This window comes from Nostoc sp. DedQUE07, from assembly GCF_034530975.2.
Lineage (GTDB): Bacteria > Cyanobacteriota > Cyanobacteriia > Cyanobacteriales > Nostocaceae > Nostoc.
In genome coordinates this window covers 51,464-78,093 of sequence record NZ_JAVRCC020000007.1, presented here as the reverse complement: position 1 = coordinate 78,093, position 26,630 = coordinate 51,464, and the positions used below count along the sequence as shown (strand labels likewise).

General features: G+C 41.6%; 15 protein-coding genes and 1 pseudogene. 10 read left to right on the top strand and 6 right to left on the bottom strand.

Annotated elements, in window-relative coordinates:
- Positions 1–373: 373 nt before the first annotated feature.
- On the bottom strand, positions 374–1,693 hold the full coding sequence (locus RMZ95_RS07950) for a dihydroorotase (protein ID WP_322686185.1): 1,320 nt from the start codon (positions 1,691–1,693) through the stop codon (positions 374–376).
- A 417-nt stretch (positions 1,694–2,110) separates the two neighbouring features.
- Here RMZ95_RS07950 and lepB point away from each other — a divergent pair, with 417 nt between their 5' ends.
- From lepB to RMZ95_RS07925, 5 genes are all read left to right on the top strand, one after another.
- Positions 2,111–2,752, top strand: coding sequence for a signal peptidase I (gene lepB / locus RMZ95_RS07945; protein WP_322671642.1), 642 nt, complete (start codon positions 2,111–2,113; stop codon positions 2,750–2,752).
- Between the two features lie 414 nt (positions 2,753–3,166).
- Positions 3,167–3,952: an MOSC domain-containing protein gene (locus RMZ95_RS07940; RefSeq protein WP_322686184.1), complete on the top strand. Its 786-nt coding sequence runs from the start codon at positions 3,167–3,169 to the stop codon at positions 3,950–3,952.
- Between the two features lie 533 nt (positions 3,953–4,485).
- Positions 4,486–8,172 (top strand): ATP-binding protein, encoded by a 3,687-nt coding sequence (locus RMZ95_RS07935; protein ID WP_322686183.1) that lies wholly within the window; start codon positions 4,486–4,488, stop codon positions 8,170–8,172.
- Positions 8,169–10,004, top strand: a complete 1,836-nt coding sequence (locus RMZ95_RS07930) for an EAL domain-containing protein (protein WP_322686182.1) — start codon at positions 8,169–8,171, stop codon at positions 10,002–10,004. The genes RMZ95_RS07935 and RMZ95_RS07930 overlap by 4 nt, the downstream gene beginning before the upstream one ends.
- Before the next feature lie 265 nt (positions 10,005–10,269).
- Positions 10,270–11,727: a response regulator gene (locus tag RMZ95_RS07925; protein ID WP_322686181.1), complete on the top strand. Its 1,458-nt coding sequence runs from the start codon at positions 10,270–10,272 to the stop codon at positions 11,725–11,727.
- A gap of 44 nt (positions 11,728–11,771) precedes the next feature.
- Here RMZ95_RS07925 and RMZ95_RS07920 read toward each other — a convergent pair whose 3' ends face one another.
- Positions 11,772–12,446 carry a response regulator transcription factor gene (locus RMZ95_RS07920; protein ID WP_322686180.1) on the bottom strand — a complete coding sequence of 225 codons (675 nt, stop codon included), beginning with the start codon at positions 12,444–12,446 and terminating at the stop codon, positions 11,772–11,774.
- Between the two features lie 136 nt (positions 12,447–12,582).
- On the bottom strand, positions 12,583–13,680 hold the full coding sequence (locus RMZ95_RS07915; RefSeq protein WP_322671706.1) for a HAMP domain-containing sensor histidine kinase: 1,098 nt from the start codon (positions 13,678–13,680) through the stop codon (positions 12,583–12,585).
- Positions 13,681–14,332: 652 nt separating this feature from the next.
- On the opposite strand from RMZ95_RS07915, the gene kdpA reads away from it, so the two are divergent.
- The 4 genes from kdpA to RMZ95_RS07895 all read left to right on the top strand — a co-directional run bounded on the left by kdpA (position 14,333) and on the right by RMZ95_RS07895 (position 21,055).
- Positions 14,333–16,018 carry a potassium-transporting ATPase subunit KdpA gene (gene kdpA / locus RMZ95_RS07910; protein ID WP_322686179.1) on the top strand — a complete coding sequence of 562 codons (1,686 nt, stop codon included), beginning with the start codon at positions 14,333–14,335 and terminating at the stop codon, positions 16,016–16,018.
- 681 nt (positions 16,019–16,699) lie between these two features.
- Positions 16,700–18,805: a potassium-transporting ATPase subunit KdpB gene (kdpB, locus tag RMZ95_RS07905; protein WP_322686178.1), complete on the top strand. Its 2,106-nt coding sequence runs from the start codon at positions 16,700–16,702 to the stop codon at positions 18,803–18,805.
- 335 nt (positions 18,806–19,140) lie between these two features.
- The gene (gene kdpC / locus RMZ95_RS07900; protein WP_322686177.1) at positions 19,141–19,743 is read left to right on the top strand and encodes a K(+)-transporting ATPase subunit C; all 603 of its coding nucleotides are present in this window, start codon (positions 19,141–19,143) and stop codon (positions 19,741–19,743) included.
- A 163-nt stretch (positions 19,744–19,906) separates the two neighbouring features.
- Positions 19,907–21,055, top strand: coding sequence for a universal stress protein (locus RMZ95_RS07895; protein WP_322686228.1), 1,149 nt, complete (start codon positions 19,907–19,909; stop codon positions 21,053–21,055).
- Between the two features lie 4 nt (positions 21,056–21,059).
- Here RMZ95_RS07895 and RMZ95_RS07890 read toward each other — a convergent pair whose 3' ends face one another.
- Together RMZ95_RS07890 and RMZ95_RS07885 are read right to left on the bottom strand one after the other, a co-directional pair.
- Positions 21,060–22,556, bottom strand: coding sequence for a carotenoid oxygenase family protein (locus RMZ95_RS07890; protein WP_322686176.1), 1,497 nt, complete (start codon positions 22,554–22,556; stop codon positions 21,060–21,062).
- Between the two features lie 130 nt (positions 22,557–22,686).
- The gene (locus RMZ95_RS07885) at positions 22,687–24,102 is read right to left on the bottom strand and encodes a folate/biopterin family MFS transporter (RefSeq protein ID WP_322686175.1); all 1,416 of its coding nucleotides are present in this window, start codon (positions 24,100–24,102) and stop codon (positions 22,687–22,689) included.
- Between the two features lie 454 nt (positions 24,103–24,556).
- Between RMZ95_RS07885 and RMZ95_RS07880 the strand changes: the two are divergent.
- Positions 24,557–24,800 (top strand): annotated as a pseudogene (locus RMZ95_RS07880) (hypothetical protein); the annotation flags it as partial.
- 251 nt (positions 24,801–25,051) lie between these two features.
- On the opposite strand, the gene RMZ95_RS07875 reads toward RMZ95_RS07880, so the two are convergent.
- The gene (locus tag RMZ95_RS07875; RefSeq protein WP_322686174.1) at positions 25,052–25,417 is read right to left on the bottom strand and encodes a hypothetical protein; all 366 of its coding nucleotides are present in this window, start codon (positions 25,415–25,417) and stop codon (positions 25,052–25,054) included.
- Between the last annotated feature and the right edge of the window lie 1,213 nt (positions 25,418–26,630).

Genomic DNA, 26,630 nt, shown 5'->3' with positions numbered 1-26,630 from the left:
AGAGGGCGGTATGCGTAGTATTGGTGTCAACTTAACGTGAAAGCCAGCCTCAAAACCAGCTTTTAAATATTATCTCGTTCCCAGTCTTCGACTGGGAATGCCGTCCTAGAGGCTCCGCCTTGCGCAATACTGTTCGGTTAAGGCAAGAGACGCGATGAATCGCCGTCTCTACAATAGTCAATCTTTCGTAGAGACGGCGATTTATCGCGTCTTTGCGATCGTTTAACTTGAAACACTTAGAAATACAGCAAAATTCTACGTTGTGAGTTATGGAAATACCCCACCTGCACAATCTGGCATGAAGGTTGGGGAGGGATATATCTTATGTAGTTGCTGTAAATTCAAGGTTTCAGTAAAGTTAAATAAATATTTGCTACAAGAAAGTTAAAGCTTGACCCCGCACTTGCGTATTTACCTGGCCTTTGTCATAAACTATTTCACCGCCGACAATAGTGGTTTTAGCCCAGCCAGTCAGGTTCCAGCCTTCAAAAGGACTCCAATGGCATTTGGTTAAAAGTTCTTCGCGCTGGACTGGACGGTATGTGTTTAAATCTACAAGCACCAAATCAGCATCATAACCAGGGGCGATCGCTCCCTTATTCGGAATACCATAAGCCACAGCTACAGCTTTAGACATCCAGTTTACAACTTGAGCCACAGTACACTTGCCCTCCATTGCGGCAGTTAACATCAAAGCGAGGGAAGTTTCTACCCCAGGCATTCCTGAAGGGCTATTGGGATATTCTTGAGCTTTTTCTTCTAAAGTGTGCGGCGCGTGATCTGTGGCAATGAAATCAATCACGCCATCGCGCAAAGCTTGCCAGAGAACTTCGTTATCGTGGGGCGATCGCAAAGGTGGATTCATCTGTGCTAATGTACCAATTGTTTCATAGGCACTAGTATTTAATAACAAATGCTGTGGTGTCACCTCCGCTGTCACCCAACTCGGTTTCTCCTGACGCAGCAAATCTGCTTCTTCGGCTGTTGACATATGGAGAATATGCAACCGACGTTGATATTTTTGAGAAAGTTTTAATGCTAGTTGGGTTGCCAGCAACGCCGCTTGATTATCTTGAATTTGCGAGTGAACGGCTGGATCGTGAATATTGGCAAATTCTTGGCGGCGTTGGTTGATTCTAGCTTGGTCTTCGGCATGAACGGCAATTAAGCGATCGCCTTTGGCAAATATCGCCTCCAATGCTGTTTCACCATCAACTAGCAACTGACCATGCATCGACCCCATGAAAATCTTAATTCCCGGTGTTGGCTTTGCTAAGAGCAAATCTGGTAAACTCTCTGCTGTTGCCCCAATAAAAAAGCCATAATTAACTAAGGATTTGTGTGAGGCCCGTTCTAGCTTGTCGTCTAAAGCCTGTTGTGTCGTAGTTAGGGGGCGCGTATTGGGCATTTCTAAAAAAGAAGTGACTCCCCCTTTAGCACAGGCACAACTAGCGGTGAATAAATCTTCCTTGTGTTCTAGTCCAGGTTCCCGGAAATGCACCTGCGGATCGATAACTCCTGGCAACAAAGTTAAGCCTTCTGCGTCAATTTCAGTGGCTAGTGCTGTTTGGGAGATTTCTGGCGCAACTTCGACTATTTGGCGATCGCGCGTCAACACATCCCCAACCATCAGTTCACCATCGGGTAAGATTATGCGAGCTTGGCGAATCAGCAACATTTTTGGCGATGACATAGGGATAACCAAGTTTAAACAACGAGCTATGTATTACAGAGAACCATGCTTTTAGGTTAAACTTATTCGCGATCGGAGTAACCAATTTTTGCCGCACCTTAAAAAAAAGTTTATTTTTAACAATAGAGGCAGCAGGAGTTTAATTCCGCCACCAAATCTCCGATTTGGTGGACTGCAATTAGATAAGGTTGAACGCGAAAGCGTCTGTCTTATATAGAAGCCTCATCTAAATTGAAACCTACTCCTGCCCCCTGCCCCCTGCCCCCTGCCTCCTATCTCCTTCCCAATCCACAATCTCAAATTGGTAGTCAAGATGCAAACATAATTAGGAAATTAAAATTTTCCCGTTAAGATTAACAGATAAAGTCTCACTAAGCGAGTTAATTACCTACGTCTTTCGTTAAGTTAAGTAATTTCATGCATAATCAAGTGTCTGATAACAACTCTAGTCAACAACCCGATAATTCCTGGATCGCAGAGCTAGGTAGAACAATTGTATTGAGCATCGTTCTAGCTCTGGGAATTCGTACCTTTGTTGCTGAAGCACGCTGGATTCCTTCTGGCTCAATGGAACCAACTCTGCATGGTACGCCAAACCAGTGGGAGGCAGACAAAATTATTGTCGATAAGTTGAAGTATAAATTTGCTGACCCACAGCGGGGAGATATAGTAGTATTTTCACCTACGAAAGAGCTACAAAAAGAACAATATCAAGATGCTTTTATTAAACGTATAATTGGCTTACCTGGAGAGAAAATACAACTTAAGGATGGCAAAGTCTATATCAACGACAAACCTCTGCCAGAATCTAATTACCTCAGTTCTGGGCAGACTACAGTTATTGATGTTTGCCAATCAGGGCCACAGCCACCTTTTTTGGCCAAACCCCAGACTATACCAACCGATTCATATTTAGTACTGGGTGATAATCGTAACAGTAGTTATGACAGCCGCTGCTGGGGTGTTGTCCCTCGCCAGAATATCATTGGACGTGCTGTAGTTCGCTTCTGGCCTTTAAATCATGTTGGCGGAATCGATAAATCGCCAGTATATCCATAAATTAACAAACAATATTGCTCAAATAGCTCATTAACAAAAGAATTTTAGATTTTAGATTGGGGACTACTAAATCACCAATCTAAAATCCAAAATCCGTGTTGAAAAGTTCAGTTCGCTCTTTGCGAGATACTGCGACTTTTCGCCAAATCTCAAATCCAAATATTTCTATGACCGAAGAGGGAAAGGGGCAAAGGGGCAGGGGGCAGGGGGCAGGGATTGCTCCCCCTGCCCCGAAGCCGTGAAGCAAAGCGGAACATGGGTATCAAGCCCCGTCATAAAGGACGTTCTTGATTGGTCGGAGTATCAAGCTCCGTCCAATCCTCCCCCTTGCTCCCTGCTCCCCTGCCTCTTTTGACGGGTGTCTAAAATGTTTGAATGCGTGAATTTTGAATTTTTAATTCGGAGCGAAGCGACGTGACGCCTTACCTAGCTAAGATTTTACTGTATCCAGTTAAATCACTGGATGGTGTTGAAGTTGAGAACGCTAGAGTTCTTGCCAGTGGCGCACTACAGTATGACCGCGAGTTTGCCCTTTTTGACGAACAAGGTAGATTTGTCAATGGTAAGCGTCATGCTAAAATCCATTTAATAAGGGCACAATTTGCACTCTTAAATAGAACTATCTCGTTGCAAATTCCCGATCGCAACTTACAACAAATTTTTCATCTGGATGAGGAACGGCAAGCATTAGAAGCAACTTTGAGTGATTATTTTGAGTTTGCTGTCACATTAAGACAAAACTCTTTGATGGGTTTTCCTGACGATACACACTCACTTGGCCCAACGGTAATTAGTACGGCCACATTGGCAGAGGTAGCTTCTTGGTTTCCTGGTTTAAGTGTAGATGAAATGCGCCGTCGGATGCGTGCCAACATCGAGATTGGTGGTGTACCAGCATTTTGGGAAGATAGGCTATTTAGCGAACAAGGTGATTTAGTCTCTTTTCGAGTGGGAGATGTAGACTTTTTTGGGGTTAACCCATGTCAGCGTTGTATAGTCCCAACACGCAATTCTTACTTAGGGGAAGCTTACCCAAACTTTCAAAAAATCTTTACAACCCAGCGACAAGCAACTTTGCCAAATTGGGTTGCTTCATCGCCTTTTAATCACTTTTATCGATTGAGTATCAATACTCAACTACCCCCATCATCAGCCGGAAAAATTTCAAAAATTGGCGATAAAGTAGAAATAATTATATAAAAAAGTTAACAATTTGTCAAAATAAAAAATACAAAGTAAATTTTTTATATTTTTTTTGTTTCTGCTGTGTATTTGCATAACAATTCTAAAATTGCTGTAATTAAATATAAGTTCTTGTGCAAATCCAGAGGTTTCCAGACCAGAAAATCAACACATCAGCAATTACAAATTAAATTTAGGATTGGGTGCTAATGGCGACCTGAATTTTAGAATGGCATACTGGAGCTTATTGGTTAAATTTCAGTTCATCTGAGAAAATTTGTGGAAATAATTGCCAGATAAAATTGAGCAAATTCAAGTGCGATGGCGTATCCACATAGACGATTTCTATAGTGGACTACTCCTGTGCAAAGTTTGAAAATTAGGCGTTGGAGGAAGTTAGCCAGTCAAACAATTACAAGTATTTCGTACGATTTTATACTAAAAATATAAAATTTTCATAAAGAGCGATGTCTGCCGTAATTATACTTATATAGAATGTAGCTAGCACGGCAAAATGCACCTAGTAGATGCTGGGGAAGAATAAAACTACAATGTTATCCAAACTTCAGCCCGTCAAATCATTTAATCGCTTAGTTGGCAAAGTTTATGCCAAGATGCCCCTGAGATATGTTCTGATTGTGCCCTTTATCTTGCAAATTTGTGGTGCGGTAGGACTTGTGGGCTATCTTTCGTATCAAAACGGGCAAAAAGCGGTAAGTGAGCTTGCTAATCAATTAGAAAATGAAATCTGCGATCGCATTGAACAGCATCTCGATCGCTATTTAACAACTCCAAAGCAAATCAATCAAATCAACTTAGATGCGATTGAGCTAGGTTTGCTCAACCTTTCGGACTTTCAAACCACCGGCAATTACTTTTGGAAACAAATGCAGGTTTTCAATGTTGGCTACAACAGCTTTGCCAATTTCAAAGGTGAGTTTATTGGTGTTGAACGTCTAGATAATGGCCAGCTCTTAATTAATGAAGTTAGCGCCAAGCATGGTGTAGGCAAACTCTATGTTTATCCTACAGACAAGCAAGGAAATCGCCGCCATTTACAGCAAGTCAAAAATTACGATCCTCGCCTAGAAGCTTGGTATACAGATCCAGTTAAGAGAAGCAAACGAGTTTGGAGTCAAATTTATCCATGGGAAGATAAACCAGAAGTTTTATCCATATCTTCCAGCTATCCTGTTTACGATAAAAATCGCAAATTTGTTGGGGTGATTAGTGTTGATTTGCTCTTATCACAAATTAGCAAGTTTTTAACTAAGTTAAAAATCAAAGAGTCGGGTAAAACTTTTATTTTAGAGCGTTCTGGGTATATAGTGGCTTCTTCTACTAGCGAGCCACCATATACGATCGTTAATGGTAAAGGAAAACGTCTATCAGCATTAAATAGTCAAAATTCTTTAATTAAACTCACTACACAGTCTTTGATCGAACGCTTTGGTAGTCTGAAGTTGATTGTGGGGAAGCAACAGCTAAGTTTTACCGCCGATGGAATGCGTTATTTTGTACAGGTAAAAAGCTGGAGGGACGAACTGGGTTTAGATTGGCTAATCGTGGCGGTGATTCCCGAAGGCGAATTTATGGAGCAAATTAATGCCAACACCCGTATCACTATTTTGCTGTGCATAGTTGCTTTTTTAGTGGCTACAAGAATTGGGATTTTGACTGCTCGTTGGATAATTAAACCGATTTCACAATTAAACAGAACGGCAAAGAAAATTGCTGAAGGTGAATGGGAGGAAACACCAAACATTCAGCGTTCCGATGAACTGGGAGAACTAGCTAAATCATTTGAAACTATGGCAAAGCAACTCCAAGCATCCTTTAGTGCTTTAGAAGCAAAGAATGCCCAGATGCAAGTTTTAAATGAGGCACTATCTCATAATCAGAGTCAGCTAACTCAATTTTTAGAAGCCATACCGGTCGGTGTATTTATCATCGATGCTGAAGGTAAACCTTATTATACAAATCAGATTGGGCAGCAAATTCTCGGTCAAGGAGCGATCGCAGAAGTTAAAGTCGAAGAATTATCAGAGATATATCAAGCTTACCTTGCCGGGACAGATCGACTTTACCCCAGCGATCGCTTGCCGATTTTGAGAGCATTGCTTGGGGAAAGCATCAGGGTTGATGATATAGAAATTCGCTATTGTGGCAATATTACTCGCATTGAGGTTTTAGGAAAGCCAATTTATGATGAATCAGGGAATGTGGCTTTTGCGATCGCCACATTTTTTGATATCACCCAACGCAAACAAACAGAAAAGTTATTAGCGGAATATAATCGCACCTTAGAGGCTCAAGTAAAAAAACGTACCCAAGAGTTCCAGCAAGTTATTGAGCAACTGCAAACCACCCAAATAGAACTGATTCAATCGCAAAAAATCGCTGCACAGGAACAACAAGCAGCCGTTCGAGAAGCGGCGCGAAGTGCTGCCGCCAACCTCGCCAAAAGCGAATTCCTGGCTAACATGAGCCACGAATTGCGTACCCCACTCAATGCCATTCTTGGTTTTACCCAAGTCATGAGTCGAGATTATTCGCTATCTAGCGAACATCAAGAAAACTTGGCAATAATTAATCGTGCTGGCGAACATCTACTCAAATTGATTAATGACATTCTCGAAATGTCTAAAATCGAAGCTGGCAAAATCACTTTAAATTCCAGCAGCTTTGACTTAATTCATTTGTTGAAGAATTTAGAAGAGATGTTGCACTTGCGTGCTGCATCTAAAAATTTAGAATTACTGTTTGAATATGCGCCAGATATTCCTAAATACATAGAAACTGACGAAAATAAATTGTGTCAAGTATTGCTCAACCTCTTGGGAAATGCGATTAAATTTACCGAGAAAGGGAGTGTGACGCTACGGGTGAGACTAGGGGCTGGGGATTGGGGACTGGGGGCTGGGGACTGGGGACTGGGGACTAGAGAGAGCGAGGAAAAATTGAATTTTTCGTTTTCACCCTTACCTCATGCTTCCTACCCGTCTGCTTCTTCAGCCCAATCCCCAATTCCTAATCCCCAATCCCTCATCTTCGAGGTACAAGATACTGGCTGTGGTATTGCCCCACAAGAACTTGACTTGCTGTTTGAGGCTTTTGAGCAAACTGAAATCGGCAGAAAATTCCAACAAGGGACGGGACTGGGTTTAGCGATTAGCCGTAAATACGTGCAACTGATGGGAGGAGATATTACTGTCAGCACTATGCCTGGTGTCGGTAGTACATTTGCCTTTGATGTTCAGATTGCTCTAACTTGCCCTAGAGAAATTCCGATCGACCAAATTAAATCACAAATTAGAGCTTTAGCACCTAGTGAAAAAGTATACCGCATTTTAGTAGTTGACGATTCCAAAGAAAGTCGTATATTGCTAGTTAAAATTCTCACATCTCTTGGCTTTGAAGTTAATGAAGCTACAGATGGTAGTGAAGCGATCGCTAATTGGGAATCTTGGCAACCACACTTGATTTTTATGGATATGCGAATGCCAGTTATGGACGGTTATGAAGCCACAAGAATTATTAAAGCTAGAGAAATCGGGCATGGAACAGCCAATACGTCGCGGAGGTTTCCAAAATTGAAACAACTGGTATCATCGGGAAGCCAGTACCTTGCAGAAGAGTTAACCGATTCCGGCGAGGGTGAGGTTCTGAAAGTTGTATGCAAATCTTCTACACCCGAAACAACTGGTGCGATCGAAAATGATGCTTCTGGTGCGTCCACTTGGCGGTTGCGAATGCCAACAGCCTTGGCTCCTCCTGACGACTTCTCTAAAACAATGCCAGATCGCTCCAATACCAATACAATCATTATTGCCCTAACTGCTAGCGCCTTTGAGGAAGAACGCCAGAAAATTTTGTCCATTGGCTGTGATGATTTTATTCGCAAGCCATTCAAACAGGAAGTATTATTGGAAAAACTGAGCAAACATCTAGGTTTAAAATATACCAATCAAGTAGAAACCACAAACACAGTAGTTGCCGATCGAGGTACACAGATTTTTGTAAGTGTTGCCGAACTCCTGGGTCATTTATCACAAATGTCACCTGAGTGGCTCCAACAGATTCACTATGCCGCAGCTAGCTGTAGCGATGAACTGATTTTAGAGTTACTCAAACAAATTCCATCAGATAATGCTCAAGTTTTCCAAGTTCTCAGGGATTTAGCAAATAACTACCAGTTTGAGAAAATCATGGAATTGACTACAACAAACTTAGAATGAATTACGAGCATTTAGACCCTAATAAAAAAGATATTTTGATCGTTGATGATATGGCGGATAACCTCCGGGTTTTATCCTCCATATTGACAAGAGAAGGGTATAACGTTCGTAAAGCTTTGAACTGGCAAATGGCACTGACAGCGACTCAAACATTATTACCTGATTTGATTCTACTCGATATCATGATGCCAGAAGTAGATGGATATGAAATTTGCCAGACCTTTAAAGCTTGGGATTTAACAGCCGATATTCCAGTAATTTTTATTAGCGCTTTAGACGATGTTTTTGACAAAGTTAAAGCCTTTAAAGTAGGTGGTGTAGACTACATCACCAAACCTTTTGAGTTTCAAGAAGTTTTAGTGCGCGTGCAAAATCAACTGGCATTGAGATCGGCGCGATTAGAAATACTGAAACTAAATGTTGAACTTGAAGATCGGGTAAAACAACGGACTGGAGAGCTAGAAAAAACTCTCCAAAAACTTCAACAAGAAATCGATTCCCGCCAGAAATTGCAAAGTCAACTGCTAGATATAGCACTGCATGATTCCCTGACTGGATTATCAAACCGAGTTTTGTTTATTAGGCGACTAGAAAATGCTCTAAATCGGGCCAAACAAGAATCTAGTTATCAATTTGCAGTACTTTTTTTGGACTGCGATCGCTTCAAAGTTGTTAATGATTCTCTTGGTCATCTGGTAGGAGATGAATTGCTGATAGCCATTGCTCACCGCTTACAAGGATGTATCATACCTGTTGATACTTTAGCACGATTGGGCGGGGACGAATTTGGAATTCTCCTAGAAAATATCACAGATGTCAATATAGCAATCCAAGTTGCAGAAAGGATTTTGCAACAGTTATCACTTGCTTTTCAACTGTCAAGATATGAAGTATTTATGAATGCCAGTATTGGCATTAGTTGGGGCAATAAAGATTACGATCGCCCAGAGTATTTGCTGCGAGATGCTGATACGGCAATGTATCGGGCTAAGGCTCAAGGAAGAGCCAACTATCACGTTTTTAATCCAGCGATGCATCAGGAAGCTATTCAGCTTTTAGAGTTAGAAAATGACCTGCGGAGGGCTGTGGAAAGGCGAGAATTCCTCGTTTACTATCAGCCAATTATTTCCCTGGTTACAGGTAGAATTTCTGGATTTGAAGCCTTGGTACGCTGGCAACATCCGATTCGTGGTTTGGTTTCTCCTATAGAATTTATTCCTGTGGCCGAAGAAACGGGTTTAATTAATGCGATCAATACTTGGGTATTACAGTCAGCTTGTCATCAATTAAGCATCTGGCAACATAATCCAGTCACACCAGAACCTCTAACTATAAGCGTCAATTTGAGTGCAAGGTTATTTTTACAGCCAAATTTGGTAGAGCAAATTGACCGAATAATTTATGAAAATCAAATAAATCCCGCATATTTAGAATTAGAAATTACCGAAAGTGTAATTATGGAAAATACTGATGCAATCAAAGGAATTCTTGAACAACTAAAGCAGCGAAAAATTAAGTTGATTATGGATGACTTTGGTACAGGATATTCCTCTTTAAGTTACCTGCATAGCTTCCCTTTGAATGCACTCAAAATTGATAAATCTTTCGTCAAGCGGATGCAGGAGAATAAAGAGAATATGGGGTTAGTACCAGCAATGATTGGCATTGCCAACTCAATGGGGATGAGTGCGATCGCTGAAGGTGTCGAAACACAAGAACAGTTAGCCCAATTGAGAAGTTTAAACTGTAATTTTGCTCAAGGATATTTATTTTCTAAACCCGTAGAACAACGACTGGCTGTTGAGTTGCTCGCTTCAGCACCTCAATGGTAGCTATCAAGTAGCACCTGGAAAAAATTTCATTTTGATCCTTGGCTTATTATCTGTGAGTGCTATTTATTACAATCGTGACAACAATTCATCGTGTTGCCAAAGGTGATAAGTGGCTAATAGCTTCGATAATCTGCAAAACTCTCCAGCCACGTGAGAGTTAAACTATAAATATAAATATTTCGGTGAAATCGGTCAACAAATTTTAGGGTGATTTCAAACAAGGATTTACTATCCTCAATAATTATACGCGTAACTTTGATCAATAATGCATTTTAATCAAACTAACCATCAGAAAAGAAATATTTTGGTGGTCGATGATACCCCAGATAATCTGCGGCTTTTATCAGCTATGTTGACTGCACAAGGTTTTGAAGTTCGCAAAGCCTTAAACGGTAAAATGGCACTGACTGCATGTCAAATGGTTTTGCCCGATGTGATTTTGCTGGATATCAATATGCCAGGTATGGATGGCTACCAAGTTTGTCAACAACTAAAAGCTGACGATAAAACTAGTGAAGTCCCAGTAATTTTTATTAGCGCTCTGGATGATGTTGTCGATAAGGTAAAGGCATTTGATGTTGGTGGTGTAGATTATATTGCCAAACCTTTTCATGGTGCAGAAGTGGTATTGCGTATTGAAAATCAGATTAATTTACGCTTGCTCCAAGTTAAACTGCAAGAACAAAACTTTTTACTCCAACAGGCTCTTGACAACTTGAAAGCCTCTCAAGTTCAACAAATTCAGAACGAAAAGATGGTGGCGCTGGGACAGTTAGTAGCTGGACTAGCTCATGAGATTAATAACCCGATCAGTTTTATTTATGGAAATCTCCAATATGCTGGTCAATATGTGGAAGACCTAGTGAAGATGATTGAGGTCTATCAGCAAGAATATCCCAAACCCACACCAAAAATTCAGCAGATAGCCAAAGATATAGACTTGAATTTTATCATTAAGGATCTGCAAAATCTGATAGGTGCAATGTATAGAGGCTCCGATCGCATTCAGGAAATTGTACTGGCGCTACAACATTTTTCTCGGCATGATGAAGCAGAGATGAAAGGAGTCAATATCCATGAAGACATCGAAAACACTTTAGTGATGTTACAACATCGGCTCAGGGAAACAGCCAATCGTCCGGCAATTGTTGTAGTGAAAGATTATGGTAACTTGCCCCTAGTCACTTGTTATGCAAGTGAACTAAATCAAGTATTTATGCATTTGTTGAATAATGCTATTGATGCAATAGAGGAGGGAGTAGAGAACGGAAAGTGGGGAGCAGGTAATCAATTTCCAGATGAAGCAATGGGAAATGAAGCATGGGGAATAGGGAATCAATCTTCTCCTCCCCAAATTTGGATTCATACAGAGGTGACAGACTTGAACGCAGTCAAAATTGCGATCGCTGATAATGGTCTTGGTATTGAAGAGTCGTTGCGATCGCGTTTATTTGATCCATTTTTTACCACAAAACCTGTGGGCAAAGGTAGTGGACTAGGATTATCTATTAGTTATCAAATTATCGTCCAAAAACATCGAGGAAATATAAGCTGTAACTCATCTGTGGGCAAAGGAGCGGAGTTTGCGATCGAAATTCCCATAGAGCAGCAACCTGATATCTCATCGCAATTTTCAAAATCGGAAAAGGGATTAGGGAGCAGGGGAGTAGGGGAGCAGGGGAGCAGGGGGAGCAAGGAAGTAGGAGAGAATAATAATTCCTGACAAATGACCAATGACAAATGACAAATGACAAATAACCAATAAATCTAATTAATCAACAATTCTGGTGCTACCAATCCTTTTTGAATAGCTAAGACTGCGGCTTGAGTGCGATCGCGTACTTCTAGTTTTTGTAAAATAGCATGGACGTGAACCCGCACTGTACCAGGGGCAATGTAGAGAATTTCAGCAATTTCTTGATTGCTTTTGCCAGCTGCTACCAGTGCCAAAATTTCTTGCTCCCGCTTCGTTAAAGGATTTTCTAAAGATTCCTCAGTTTTTGCAGACTGCACCGCTATCGAATTACCCTCAAAAGCGGCTCTAATTTCAGTTGTTGCCGTTTGATCCCACCAAGAAGCGCCCGCAGCAACCGAGCGCACTGCTAATATCAAAGACTCAGCTGGAATACCTTTAAGGCAGTAACCTTGCGCTCCGGCGGCAATTAACCGCGAAATCAGGGGTTTTTCAGAACGAGACGTTAAAACGAGAATTGGTAAATTTGGGTGCTTCTGCTTGATTTGGCGACAAGCCTCAATCCCGCCAATCCCTGGTAAACCTATATCCAGCAAGACCAAATCCAGAGGATAGTGATTGGCTAATTCTACAGCTTGTTCCCCATCTTCCGCTTCTGCGACAATCTCCAAACTGGTTTCTTGTTGCAACCGCATTCGCAAACCAAGCCGAAACAATTCATCATCTTCAACTAATAGGATTTTTGTCATTAGTCATTAGTCATTTGTCATTGGTCATTTGTCATTAGTCATTTGTCATTGGTCATTGGATCATTAATTATTCTCTCCTACCCCTCTGCTCCCCTGCTCCCCTGCTCCCCTGCCCCCCTGCCCTCCTGCCCACTCCTCATCTCCCCGGTGGCGGACAAGCTGGGAGTCGGAAACCAAACAGTGCGCCGCGTGGTGAGCGATTCTCTGCCCAAATTGTACCCCCATGAGCAGTAATAATTTGCCTGGTCAAATAAAGTCCTAGCCCAGAGCCGGTGACGTGACGATCGCTATTTCCTTGATAAAATCTCTCAAATAAGTGAGGTAACTCTTTTTCGGTAATCCCGGAACCAGTATCGAGTATTTTTACCACTTGATCGCTAGAATAACCTTCAAATACTACTTCCACTTTACCGCCACGAGGGGTATGGTTAATGCCATTACTCAGGAGATTGCTGAAGACTCGCCCAAGTTGCAAAGAATCGCCATTTACCCAGAGAAAGCTGCGAAAATCTGATTCGCCATAATGCAGAGAAATATAAACCTGGCGTGTTTTCGCTAGTTCTGTTAAGGTAGCAACGATTTCTTCCGCTATTGTCACCAAGTTAACTGGTGATATCTGTAGTTTCAGTCCTTCGGCATCATTGCGGTACACATCTAAAAGCGTTTGGACTAATTGCAGTGTACTCTGATGACTACGAGCCATTGTTTGTAATACTTTTGCTTGCATGGGCGTGATTTTACCGAATTGCTCATTTTGAAAATATTTCAGCGTTTCAATTGCTCCTAATAAAGGTGTTTTCAAATCATGCGTTAGGGTAGAAACAAAATCTTCACGCATGATCGCTAGTTGTTCTTGGGAGCGTAATTGTGCTTGGGTATAAGCGATCGCTTCTTCATTGCGGTGGTTGCGATCGCTTAACCAACCCGTTACCATCAAAGCCAACACTGCAATCAGCCTATTTGCCAATGTTGAGAGATAAAGTATTTCTCTTCCGGGAACAAGCAAGTCTAATAATGTTAATCCTGTAGCTGCAAGAGTGATCCCCAACACAGCACCCCGATTCAATCGTGAATTTGCTAACAAAATCGTCCCTGTGTAAAGGTAGCCAAATACGTACTCAGGTGGTGTTGAAAATTCCAACACTATCACGATCGCAAAGGCGATCGCTATTAGCCCATAAGTCTTTCCCCGCTCATTTATCGCTTCTTTCATAGTCAATAATCGACTTAACATCGTCATTTATGATTTACTAAAAAATTTTGATTTTCCAATCTGTATAACTATTTAATTCACCAATTATGAGTTATCTGCAATCTATATCTGCAAATGCCAACTTAAGAATTAACCCGAAAATTACGATTCTCCAAATGCAATAAAGAAGACTGGATAATGGAAACTGAGTAGTTGCCCACAAGAAGCGGCGTCTCTACCACTATCTTCCAAAACCCTAATCCCATTAAGAAAATACTTTATGATATTTATATTCTTTGAAAGTAGCAAACTTGCAAAATGTATTGTATAAACAAATAGTCCTAAGTAGTGAGATAGATAAATTAAGAGTCAAAATTAAATATTCTTAACGAAAACTTTAATAAGTATCTAGAAAATAGTCATAACTGAAAATATTCAGGAGTTATCTTAGCCGTAGTGGTACGTTCAGCCAGTATTGAGTAACAAGTTATGAGTAAAAATTAGTACTTATGAATCTTACTACTCTCAGCCGAGGCACTTAATACTCGGAACTGATTTGATGCTGAGTGCAATTATTGCTTTTTGTACTCAGTACTGTTTAGGAAAATCCCTTGAAATCAAATACTCCTACAGTTAATCTATTATTTCTAAGAATTGGCTTGCTACTACTTAAATTTAATTTAGCGCGAAATATATGGGACAAGGTTTTTTGCAAATTGGCTTAACGCTATGTATTGTCATAGCAATCACTCCATTATTCGGAAAATACATAGCTCGTGTCTTTTTGGGAGAAAAAACACTGCTTGATTTTTTAATGAACCCCATAGAGCGAAGTATGTTCGTATTTGCGGGTGTTCGGAGAAAAGATGACATGACGGGTGGGGAGTATATCCGGGCTGTACTCTGTTGCAACTTAATTATGGCTATTTCAGTGTATTTTCTGATATTTTTTCAGAAACTCTTGCCCTGGAATCCAAACGGCTTCGGTGCGCCCAATTGGGATGTATTGCTGCATACAACGATTTCATTTGTAACCAATACCGACCAACAACACTATGCAGGTGAGACAACCTTAAGCTATTTTAGCCAAGTAGCGGCTTTAGGCTTTTTGATGTTCACCTCCGCAGCCACCGGTTTAGCTGTGGGAATTGCCTTTATTCGCGGGTTGACAGGTAGAAGACTGGGAAACTTTTACGTCGATCTCGTCCGTGGAATTACGCGAATATTGCTGCCGATTTCAATTATTGGCGCGATCGCTTTGCTGGTAGCAGGTGTACCACAAACCTTAGCTGGAACTATGGATGTGCAAACCTTAGAAGGCGGCACGCAATATCTGGCCAGAGGCCCGGTGGCATCCTTTGAAACGATCAAACTTTTGGGCGAGAACGGCGGCGGCTTTTTTGGCGTAAATTCAGCACATCCCTTTGAAAATCCCAATGGCGCTTCTAACTTGATAGAAATGCTCGCCATGATTTCTATCCCAGCAGCCTTGATTTACACCTACGGTATATTTGCCAATAACATCAAACAAGCTTGGCTACTTTTTTGGATGGTGTTTGTGATTTTTGTCATTCTCGTGGGAGTGACAGCTGTGGGAGAACTGCAAGGTAATCCCCTGGTTAATACCGCCTTTGGATTAGAACAGCCCAATTTAGAGGGGAAAGAAGTTCGATTTGGTTGGGCACAAACAGCATTTTGGGCAGTGATGACTACCGCTACTATGTCTGGTGCTGTGAATGGGATGCACGATTCTCTGATGCCGCAAGGAATATTTTCGACTCTCTTCAACTTATTTATCCAGGTTATCTGGGGTGGTCAAGGAACTGGAACAGCTTACTTATTTATTTACTTAATTCTCACAGTGTTCCTGACTGGATTAATGGCAGGACGTACTCCAGAGTTTTTAGGACGCAAAATTGAAAAAAGGGAAATCGTTCTCGCTAGCGTAGTGCTGTTGATTCACCCAATTCTAGTTTTGATTCCCAGTGCGATCGCTTTGGCTTATCCCATCTCCCTATCTGGAATTAGCAACGCTGGCTATCACGGTATTTCTCAAGTAGTTTATGAATATGCCTCAGCAGCAGCAAATAATGGTTCGGGCTTAGAGGGTTTGGGGGATAACACCCTGTGGTGGAACTTGAGTACAATAGTTAGCCTAATCGGAGGACGTTACATTCCGATGATTGCTATCTTGCTGCTAGCTGACGGGATGTCTCGCAAACAACCAGTAGAAGAAACTCCTGCTACCCTAAGAACTGATTCTTTGGTATTTACTAGTATCACAGCTGGGGTAACGCTGGTTTTGGGAGTATTAACTTTCTTTCCCGTTCTGGCTTTAGGCCCCATAGCTGAGGGTTTAAAACTAGCATCTGGCAGTTAGAAAAGTTATGAGTTATAAGTTTGAAATTAAGAAGATATCAAAAAGTAATTCAGGAGGCAGGAGGAAGGAGTAACCCAGACTTAAAAGTGTGAGATTTAAGCAAGAAAGGTTATATAGCTATAGTCAGATATGATGTTAGAACAGTGTTGATTGCTCAAAACCTGGAAGCAACTAGTAGTCTGCCAAGCCAAAAATGTGCTTGTGAGGGCTGGGTAAGGGGTAAAGGGGAAAGGGTAAGGGCAGGACTTACGCACTGAAGCCTGAAACCTAGATCCCCCCTAGCCCCCCTTAAAAAGGGGGGAACTTCTAAAGCCCCCTTTTTAAGGGGGTTGGGGGATCTGAGTGCGTAAGTCCTGAAGGGATTTAAAACCTTTCTCCCTTTACCCCGCCAAGTTCACGAGAGTGAACTACTAGGTTTACTCAGCACGGGATCAACGCCTCGCTAACAGCACTCAGCTATATCTTGCACTATGCGTCTCGTACCAGTATCTTATTTTTAACTGGGTAATTACTCAGAACTAAAGTTTTCATTCATACTTATTTCCTCCTGGCTCCTGCCGTTATCTTATAAATTATTCGGTTTCGTAGGATGCGTTACTAACGCATCCTACAGGTTGGATATTTTTTTATTAGAAGTTCCTATAACTCCTAACTCCTAACTTCTCACTGCTAACTTTATTTATGAATCCAGTGGCAACTAACTTCAAAGCTAGACGCCCAAGTTCTCGTTCTGGCGATCGCCGCCAAAAACGTAAAAAGACTAGGGCAAATAATAAGTGGCTGTACTTAAGAGCAATTAGAGATGCTTTTGTCAAGCTCAACCCTAAGTATGCAATCAAAAATCCAGTAATCTTTGTGGTTTGGGTAGGAACAATCATCATCCTATTGCTAACCATCGATCCCAACCTATTTGGCCCAACTCTTCAAAAGAACCCGCAAGTTTTCAACGCCTTGTTATCGGGGATTTTATTCTTTACAGTTTGGTTTGCCAATTTTGCCGAAGCAGTGGCAGAAGGACGGGGTAAAGCCCAAGCCGATGCCTTGCGGTTAACAAAGTTAGAAGCGATCGCTAAAAAACTTGCTGCCGATGGCACAATTAGTGAAGTTTCATCCACCAGCCTTAAACAGGGCGATACCATCTACGTCGTTGCTGGCGATATCATCCCCGCCGATGGTGAAGTAATCATGGGTGTTGCCTCAGTGGATGAATCGGCAATTACTGGAGAATCTGCACCAGTATTAAAAGAATCAGGCTCCGATGTTGCCAGTTCCGTCACTGGTGGAACGCGGATTATCTCAGATGAACTAATTATCCGTATAACTACTGACCCAGGTAAAGGCTTTATTGACCGGATGATTGCCTTGGTAGAAGGAGCAGAACGCAGCAAAACACCCAATGAAATTGCCATCACGGTATTGTTGGCAGTTCTCAGCTTAGTGTTTTTGTTAGTCGTAGTCACCTTGCCTGCACTTGCTTACTATGTCAACAGTCCAGTCAGCGTCCCAATTTTAATTGCCCTATTAGTAGCGTTAATTCCTACCACCATTGGCGGCTTACTAAGTACCATCGGTATTGCTGGTATGGATCGAGTTGCCCAATTTAACGTCATTGCCACATCAGGACGAGCAGTCGAAGCCTGTGGTGATATCAATACTTTACTTCTCGACAAAACAGGTACAATTACCCTCGGCAACCGTCTGGCGGAAGAGTTTATTCCCCTCAACGGTCATTCAATGTCAGAAATTGCTAATGTTGCTTGGGCGGCTAGTGTCTTTGACAATACACCAGAAGGAAAATCCATTGTCCGACTAGCAGAACAGTTAGGCGCACGGTTTGATTTTGATTCCACTCAGGCAGAAGGAATCAGTTTTTCTGCCAAAACTCGGATGAGTGGCACAAATTTACCTGGTGGGTATGAGGCCAGAAAGGGAGCAGTAGAAGCCATTAAAGGATTTGTCCGTTCCCGCAACGGACGCGATACGCCAGAATTGGATGCTGCCTACGAACGAGTTTCCCGCTTGGGAGGTACACCCCTAGCAGTTAGCTTAGATAACGAAATTTATGGGATTGTTTATCTCAAAGATATAGTTAAACCTGGTATCCGCGATCGCTTTCTTGCACTGCGACGGATGGGAGTACGTACCATCATGCTAACTGGAGACAACCGAATTACCGCTTCTGTCATTGCTAAAGAAGCTGGGGTTGATGACTTCATTGCCGAAGCCACACCAGAAGACAAAATCAGTATCATTAAACAGGAACAAGCCGCAGGCAAACTAGTTGCCATGACGGGAGATGGAACTAACGATGCACCAGCATTAGCTCAAGCTAACGTCGGCGTGGCGATGAATACAGGAACGCAAGCTGCAAAAGAAGCCGCTAACATGGTCGATTTGGACTCCGATCCCACAAAGCTACTCGATATCATTGGTATTGGTAAGCAATTGTTGATTACTCGCGGGGCATTGACGACATTTTCCATCGCTAATGATATTGCTAAATACTTTGCAATTATTCCAGTGATATTTGTCGCTGCTAATTTGCAAAGCCTGAATATTATGAATTTGACTAGCCCTAAATCTGCTGTACTCTCAGCATTGATTTATAATGCTTTGATTATTCCTGCTTTGATTCCCTTGGCATTAAAGGGTGTGAGGTTTAGACCGCTGACAGCTAATCAGTTACTCCAACGCAATATCTTAATTTACGGCTTAGGTGGCGTGATTGCACCGTTTATTGCAATTAAGTTGATCGATGTACTGATTACACTTGTAGGTTTGGCTTAAGGATAGCAAAAGTAGAGACGCTGAGAAACGATCGCATCTTGACCAAAGTAAAATAATAAACATTTTTACTTTTACCTGTTGATAGGAGGGACAAGAAGAATATGAATAAATATCGTTTTCATTCAGCACTGCTTTGGCGATATCCTTTGTTTAGTCGCAATGGCATAAACAACATCTACCACTCGCTATTTTTATCTTGCTGTGCTTGAATGTGGTAACTGTCCCAGTTGTTTATGCTGTTGCTAACAGCATCTTGTAACATCCTGTTAGGTGGGCAAAAGAATTAAAAATTAAAAATTAAAAATTAAATTCTAGGCGCAATTGGAAAACTTTTTATGGCTATTATTCGAGAAACTATCAGAGCAATTTTTATAACTCTAATGCTTTGGTTGTTAACTGCAATCATCTATCCGCTGGTAATTCTTGTAGTGGGTCAAGTTTTTTTGCCCTATCAAGCGAATGGCAGTATCGTGCGGAATCTAAGTAATGAACCAATTGGTTCGGCTTTAATCGGTCAGGTATTCACATCTGAGCGATATTTCCATTCTCGTCCTAGTACTGTTAGATATAGTCAAGGAAAAAAAGCCAAGCCGACCGGCATATCTGGAGCTAGCAATCTCGCTGCCAGCAATCCAGAATTACTGAAGCGGATTTTAGAAGAGGCAGATAAATTGCGAGAGGAAAATCTTCAACCGATAGCTGATATAATTTATACTTCTGGTTCGGGTTTAGATCCGCATATTTCCTTGAAAGCAGCACGGCAGCAATTGACACGGGTTGCTGGTGCGCGGGGAGTAAAAGAAGATGAGATTTTACGTTTAATTAATAAGTATACTGATGACAGATTTTTATGGATTTTTGGCGAACCAGGAGTCAATGTTCTGCGATTGAATTATGCTCTTGACTTGCAAGATATTAATCGTCAGCAAAATCAGTAAATGGGCATGGGGCATGGAGCATTGGGCATGGGTAAAGCGCTGTTTTCGTTTCCGATGAAGTAGGAGTACTAAGTAAGTGGGCGGGAATAAACCAAATTATGCTACGAAACGAAAATAGGCTTAAAATCCTTACCAATGACAAATGACCAATGACAAAGGACAAATGACCAATACTGGTTCGGCTGGGAATGCGCCTTTAAATTCTGCAAGTTACTCGCTTTATCCGGCACGACGGCGGGGTAAGCATAAAATCTTTATTGGCATGGCTCCTGGAGTAGGCAAAACCTACCGAATGCTGGAAGAGGGACACGCATTAAAACAAGAAGGAATTGATGTTGTCGTTGGGCTTTTGGAAACCCACGGACGCAAGGAGACGGCTGAGAAGGCAGAGGGACTGGAAATTATACCCCGTAAGCAATATCCTCGCGGTGAGTTGACGCTAACGGATATGGATACAGATGCTATTTTAAAGCGATCGCCACAATTAGTCTTAATCGATGAACTTGCCCATACCAATGTCCCTGGTTCTGCACGTGAAAAGCGCTACGAAGATGTCGAAGTAGTTTTGACAGCCGGGATTGATGTCTACTCCACCATGAATGTGCAACATTTGGAAAGTCTCAACGACTTAGTAGCCAGAATTACAGGTGTGGTAGTCCGCGAGCGGGTTCCTGACAGGATTATGGATGAAGCAGATGAAATAGTGGTAGTAGATGTCACACCAGAGACACTGCAAGAACGGTTATTAGAAGGGAAGATTTACGCACAGCCAAAAATCCAACAATCCCTCGATAATTTTTTCCAACGCCGTAACCTGATTGCTTTGCGGGAGTTGGCTTTGCGGGAAGTGGCAGACAACGTGGAAGAAAATGCGATCGCCTCTACTCCCAACGGACAATTTTGTAATATTCACGAGCGGGTTTTGGTGTGTGTATCCACTTATCCCAACTCAGTGCAATTGTTACGTCGGGGTGCGAGGTTGGCTAACTATATGAACGCGCCGCTTTATACCTTGTTTGTTGCCGATCCAGAACGCTTCCTCACTAAGGAGGAAAGCTTGCATATCCACACTTGTGAGAAACTTTGTAAAGAATTTGAAGGTACTTTTCTTCGTGTTACCAACAGTAATATAGCTAATGCGATCGCCCAAGTCGCCGAGAGACACCGGATTACTCAAATTGTAATCGGTGAAAGTCAGCGATCGCGCTGGCAAATGCTCCTCAAAGGATCTTTGACGCAAAAATTGGTGCGCTTGCTCAAAAATATAGATTTGCATATTATTGCCAGCGAAAAAATGGTTTCACCCAAATAGGGGATCAAATTTCCCCAAAAACCTCAGAAGTAAAGCTTCCATGCAGACCATAGGGGATATGATGCTTCAGATGTAACCGTGCAATTACTCCTTTAGAGAAATCACTAGCATCCAAAATTACCAAATCTGAGCGGTGATGAGCAGCATCATAAACCAAAGCTAATATCCAACCATCATCTTCCTTTTCGGAATTTGGACGCGGGACAAAAATTGGTTCACCTACAAAACCACGGGGTGCAGCACTCCAAAATTGTCTTTCTCCAGACTCTAAATCAATTTTCAACAATGCTTGTAAGGGAGCATTACCAGTTTCTGCATGAGCCGCACCTATATATAGATATCGATAAGGGCGTCCCACATTCGCCGGATGTATACTGGGAAATTCACAACATCGGCTCTCAATCAATTCCCGCCGTACTATCCCATCCTTTAAATTCAGAGAAAATCGCCAAAGTTGCCCAGGTGAAGAAGCTTCAAAATCAACTTGTCGAAAATCACTGTTGGGTTCCACTTCTGGCAAATTTTGGTAACAAATGGAGTCAATCAAAACTTCTCCTCCTACCTCAAAAGCATTAACGTGGTGGAAGACAAAACCCGACTGAGTTTCCAGAAATTTTATCTCTTCTTTCCCTGCTTTGGGGAAGCGGGGAATAATTAGAATTTGAGTTGGCTGATTTGGCTGAAATTTGATACATTCTCCCGCCGCACGTATTCCCAAAGCGAAAGGTATGGGATTAAATTTAACAGGATTTTGAAAGAAGATGCAGTAATTAGGAGTAATGACAAAATCGTGAATGAAACAGAAACCTGGAACCTTATGAGCGTGCTGTCTGACAATTTCACCCGCTGGGTTTAGCTCAAAAATAGTAATTGTGGTAGATAATCCCGGCTTAATCGAGAAGTTGACTAGGCAAGGTGCGCCCCCATCTTGCTCACAATTATTTTCCAAGCGGGGATGTGCAGCGAAAGCTTCACCTGCTGACAAAGCACCATTAAAATATTCATTTCCTAGCGTTTCAAGAGTATAAGGATCGAGACGATATGCTTCAGCCGCTTCCCACATTGCTAGCAGTTTACCGCCCCAATAGATAACATTTGTATTGGCGATATTTTTGAGTTTAAAGTTAAAAATATTAGCTAACCAACCGCCGGGTTTTTGAGTACCAAAAGTACCGCGATAGAGAATTTTTCCCGCCTTTTGCTCTGCCAAATAGCCAGTTGTGCGGACAAAGCGATTGCGAAAATGAGCGCGATCGTTTGTAAAGGTAATTTTGCTAATCATCCCATCCCCATCAAAGGGGTGATGAAGAGGTTGCCCATTCACATCTAGCAAACCGGGGCCATTTCTAAACAGCGTACCTTGTAATTGTTTGGGAATTTGCCCTTCTATATCATCAATCCAATAATCAAACTCTTCGGTGATAGATTGATATCCTCCTTGCCAATCTGCACGGGTGTAGGATTTTTCTGTAACTGAGGTTTCTTGACTTTTCAAACGCATATACTTGGTTTTTTCTGGTTATTTTGGACGAAAATATGTAGCCGCTAATAGTTTTTTTGCGGCTTCACTATGCCAGTTGCTAACACGGCAAGGCAGCGCAATGGCTTGAATTGGCGTGATATTTATTACACTATTCGACTATTTCTGACTTTGGTTCTCTCAGTACCAACTCAGACATCAAATCTGGCAAAAACGCTTGTTCCTCATTTTTGAGTGTCTCAGTTTGCTCTTCAGCAGCAGGTAGCCATTTGATAAATGGTAAGGGTAACAGCGTGCTGAGGTTAGTAATTAACACCAAGAGCCAAAGTGACTCAAAGTTTGTTGCGGTGATCCCCAGCCAATAGGTGATTAATGCTCCAATTGCATGGGAAACCGTTCCGGCTGAATTATAGACTGACATTAGCAAGGCAAATAATGTCGCTTCCACACCAGAAGGACAAAGCCTTGCTGTTAGCACCATCACTTGCATAAAGGCAATTTTTCCCATCACAGTCAAAATCAGGCTATCACCCAAACTAAACCAGTGGTCATCTATACCCAATAGCCTGTTTGTGTGAGTTACCAACAACAGCATCGTCATCCCCAAAAGTGACGAAAGCACAGTACTCCAAGCAAAAATCACGCGAAAAGGGATGCTTTTGAGGAAACGTTGAAAAATCCAAACACCTGCCAAAGAAGCGAAACTTCCCACCAAGTTTACTCGCCCCAAAAATTCTGGTTCAAAGTGGAGTTCGTTGGTAGCGAAGTAGAAAAAGGCTGAGTCAGCATTTGGGGTAGCTTGCCAAATGAAGATAAACGCCGTTGGTAGCCAAATTGTTTTTTGGCTAATGGCTTGGCGTAGCTGTTCCAGTTGATGTTTGATTGGTACAGAGTTAGTCTGATTACTATCTTCAGGATCTTTGCTAACGGGGGACTCAGCAATTAACCAAGCCACCCCTGAAACGATCAGCGGAAATAAAGCGGTAATCCCAAAGACGGTACGGGTAGTAAAGTATTGAAGTAGTAGACCGCTACAGTAGGCTGTTATTAAACCTCCGATCGCAGAAGCACCCCAACAGAGAGATTGTAATGAACCGGCTTTTGCTTGCGATTCGCCTCTGGCTCGTTCTACAACTAGCGAGTCAACGATAACATCACTCATGGCGACACTAAGAGAACCAAGAGCGATCGCTAAGGTAGCTGCCCAGCTAGTATGAACTATTGTGGCCAGACTCATCCAAGAAGCAGTTCCCAGTATCCCGGATAAAATCAAGTAAGGACGGCGACGATAGCCAAATATAGGCAAGCCATCAGAGATGAAACCAAACACCGGCTTGATCATCCAAGGTAGGAAGACAATTCCCAATAGCGCCGATACCTGGACTGGACTCAGGAGTAGTTCATCTTTGAGAAAAAAGCTAACGGCTAGACGCGATAGCCCTAAAATTCCTTGGACAAAGTAAACGGTGAGAATTGCAATTAACTCTGCATTAGGTTCATTACCCAAGAAGAGTTTTTGTGTTATTGAGTCTTTGACCTTGGACAAGCCAGATGATTGATCTACCATTCGATAAATATTTTTTAAATTTTGTTTACTTGTCTATCATATCGATTCTTAAGAGGTGGGTTTTTTCTCACCTTTTCCTTTGGTTTCTTCTTTGAGTATTATTTAACGTGAGTTCGATGAACCTCTCCCTCCCAACCTCCCTCTCCCACGGGGAAAGGGAGGAGCAACGAGAAATTAGGGTTTTGGCTCCCCTCTCCGTGTCGGAGAGGGGTTGGGGGAGAGGTCAAAAAAGGGCTTGTCGAACTCACGTTATTTAAGGCTTTACTAACAACTTTTCTTTCTTATAGCAAGATGTTCTCGTTTCTGAACGGCTATTCGCCTTTGAATTTGGGACATCAAATACAGTTCTATCTACTGCGATAATTTGCTCTAGTTGCTTGTATGAAAAAACACATACAAACTGATGTTACTGGTTTGAGAACAATAAATTTAGAAATCACCAGGGTTTAGCAGTATGGTCAGTATTCCTGGATACGACATAAGTAAAGAAATCTACAATGGTTCCAGAACTCTAGTTTCTTGTGGGTACTGAGAAACTGACTCATTACCTGTAGTAATATAAACTGCTCAAAAATTCATATCCCAGTTTCAGCGATCTGTTGCAGTTTTGCAATCAGTACACAATTGCCAAAAATCTTAACTCATCTGCGATCGTCCAAATCTACAGTCTGGAAGCGTATCAAAATAGTTATGCGTTACAAGGGTTTTTAACCCTCTGCGAAAGTAGGTTTTGATTGTGTAGGCGTGATTTCCAATCACTTAGGCAAGTAATAAATGAGACTTTTCAAACAACCTCTAATAGCAAAAATTGGTTGAAACGGACTAATAAAGTATTTTTAGTCCGTTTCAACCAACTTGAGCTAATAGCCTGAAAATAAATTTTCGGGCGGTTTTTAAGCTTTTGTAACAGCTTTTAAGATGGTGGTTCTACACATATTCATGTCGGGAATTAGGAATACTTAACATCTAGAAAAGGCAGTTGCTTGGAACCATTAGCACCAATAACTTCAATACCTTGTTTGCCACGAATGCCGTCTACTGGCAGAGAAACTATATAAGGTGCGATCGCTGGTAGTCCAATTCCAGGCAAAGTACCAACGACCTCCACTCCCCAATATTCAGGTTGCTGGACGTATACAAGTGGCACAAGATTCACTTCCAAATTCAAGTATGGTTTCGTTCCTCTGACAATTAAAATATAAGTGTCATTTACTATACCAGGACGAATTTCTGCTTCTTCAAAGTCAATTAATCGAGATGACTCTGGTTTTGGTAAAGCTCGGAATTGACTAAGACTTTGCTCTAATGTACTCATTTTTTCTCCTTTAGAAGAACTATGTTGTTGAAGCAACTAATTAAGGAGATAACAAGATATTTTCAATCTTGTACCTTCAATTTTTTAGTTTCTTAGTTAATTCATCAAGCTAGAAAGCAAAGTTTATGCAATGCCAACTTCTTCTTTACATTTATTTATCAAGCTCAGAAATTACCATACAAGGTGGTTAATCTAAAAGAATCCTTGCATTGACAGTGATGTACCATCGATCTCTTCGTTTGCGATCGCAGATCCTTGAAATCATCAGAGTTCCTACATTATCCGAATAACGATCTCAAACAGTTCGCGTGCAGAGATACCATCGGGGGTGAATTATATGCAGCTTCACAAATAAACGGTATTACAGCAGTTTTCATGTATTTGAATCATATCTGTCGTAGGGACGCAAGTCCTTGTACCCCTACTGCGTGGTCTATTTACCTGAAAATAGCTGTAAACAAAAAGCACATACTACGTTAAATCGATACACAAACAATTGTAAACGCATACAATACTGATTGTATGAAGAATTAATGAAGTGAAGAGGAATAAATTTATATATCTATAAGTACTATAAAACTCATATTTTATTTTTGAAAAAAACTCAGTACAACTTTATTCCTTCTTCCCAGTCCCCAGTCCCCAGTCCCCAGTCCCCAGTCCCCAGTCCCTAGTCCCTACGATTAACTCAGAAATCAAATCAGATTGCTATAGTTGACCTTCACTGTCATCTATATGAATACTATACTGATGCCAATTTAAAAAATTTTTGCTAATCAGAACGCACACTCGCACACTCTCTTATATCTATATATTGATATTGCATTCTTTTTTCAAATTGGCATGGTTAAAGAAATCCACTATATTAATACGCCTTCATTTCCTGACGACTGTTTTTTTGAATAAAAATCTATTTTTGTCCAAAACTTCCTAATATAATCGAGTTTCAGATTCACCGTCCTCAGTAATTTCTTGGCTATGGTTAGGACGGGCTACGCCTACGCTACGAGAGTATGTTTGGTGGAGGTTATTCTTAAGTAGCTCTTGATAATATGGCAATCCTTTGGAGCGATCGCTTTCAACTCCTGTAACTTATCGTCATAAACTCACAGTATAACCCCAGATTTCAAAAACTCTTACAGCTTGCTTGTTTACTAAGGGCAACGACACGCTACACGAGCAAATAAAACAACTGTTTAGCTGCTGTTTAGCT

Coding starts and splice junctions, on each gene's coding strand:
- RMZ95_RS07935 (WP_322686183.1), top strand. CDS start 4,486: ATGTTATCCAAACTTCAGCCCGTCAAATCATTTAATCGCTTAGTTGGC.
- lepB (WP_322671642.1), top strand. CDS start 2,111: ATGCATAATCAAGTGTCTGATAACAACTCTAGTCAACAACCCGATAAT.
- kdpA (WP_322686179.1), top strand. CDS start 14,333: ATGGGACAAGGTTTTTTGCAAATTGGCTTAACGCTATGTATTGTCATA.
- RMZ95_RS07915 (WP_322671706.1), bottom strand. CDS start 13,680: ATGTTAAGTCGATTATTGACTATGAAAGAAGCGATAAATGAGCGGGGA.
- kdpB (WP_322686178.1), top strand. CDS start 16,700: ATGAATCCAGTGGCAACTAACTTCAAAGCTAGACGCCCAAGTTCTCGT.
- RMZ95_RS07950 (WP_322686185.1), bottom strand. CDS start 1,693: ATGTCATCGCCAAAAATGTTGCTGATTCGCCAAGCTCGCATAATCTTA.
- RMZ95_RS07925 (WP_322686181.1), top strand. CDS start 10,270: ATGCATTTTAATCAAACTAACCATCAGAAAAGAAATATTTTGGTGGTC.
- RMZ95_RS07930 (WP_322686182.1), top strand. CDS start 8,169: ATGAATTACGAGCATTTAGACCCTAATAAAAAAGATATTTTGATCGTT.
- RMZ95_RS07895 (WP_322686228.1), top strand. CDS start 19,907: ATGACCAATACTGGTTCGGCTGGGAATGCGCCTTTAAATTCTGCAAGT.
- RMZ95_RS07885 (WP_322686175.1), bottom strand. CDS start 24,102: ATGGTAGATCAATCATCTGGCTTGTCCAAGGTCAAAGACTCAATAACA.
- RMZ95_RS07890 (WP_322686176.1), bottom strand. CDS start 22,556: ATGCGTTTGAAAAGTCAAGAAACCTCAGTTACAGAAAAATCCTACACC.
- RMZ95_RS07920 (WP_322686180.1), bottom strand. CDS start 12,446: ATGACAAAAATCCTATTAGTTGAAGATGATGAATTGTTTCGGCTTGGT.
- RMZ95_RS07875 (WP_322686174.1), bottom strand. CDS start 25,417: ATGAGTACATTAGAGCAAAGTCTTAGTCAATTCCGAGCTTTACCAAAA.
- kdpC (WP_322686177.1), top strand. CDS start 19,141: ATGGCTATTATTCGAGAAACTATCAGAGCAATTTTTATAACTCTAATG.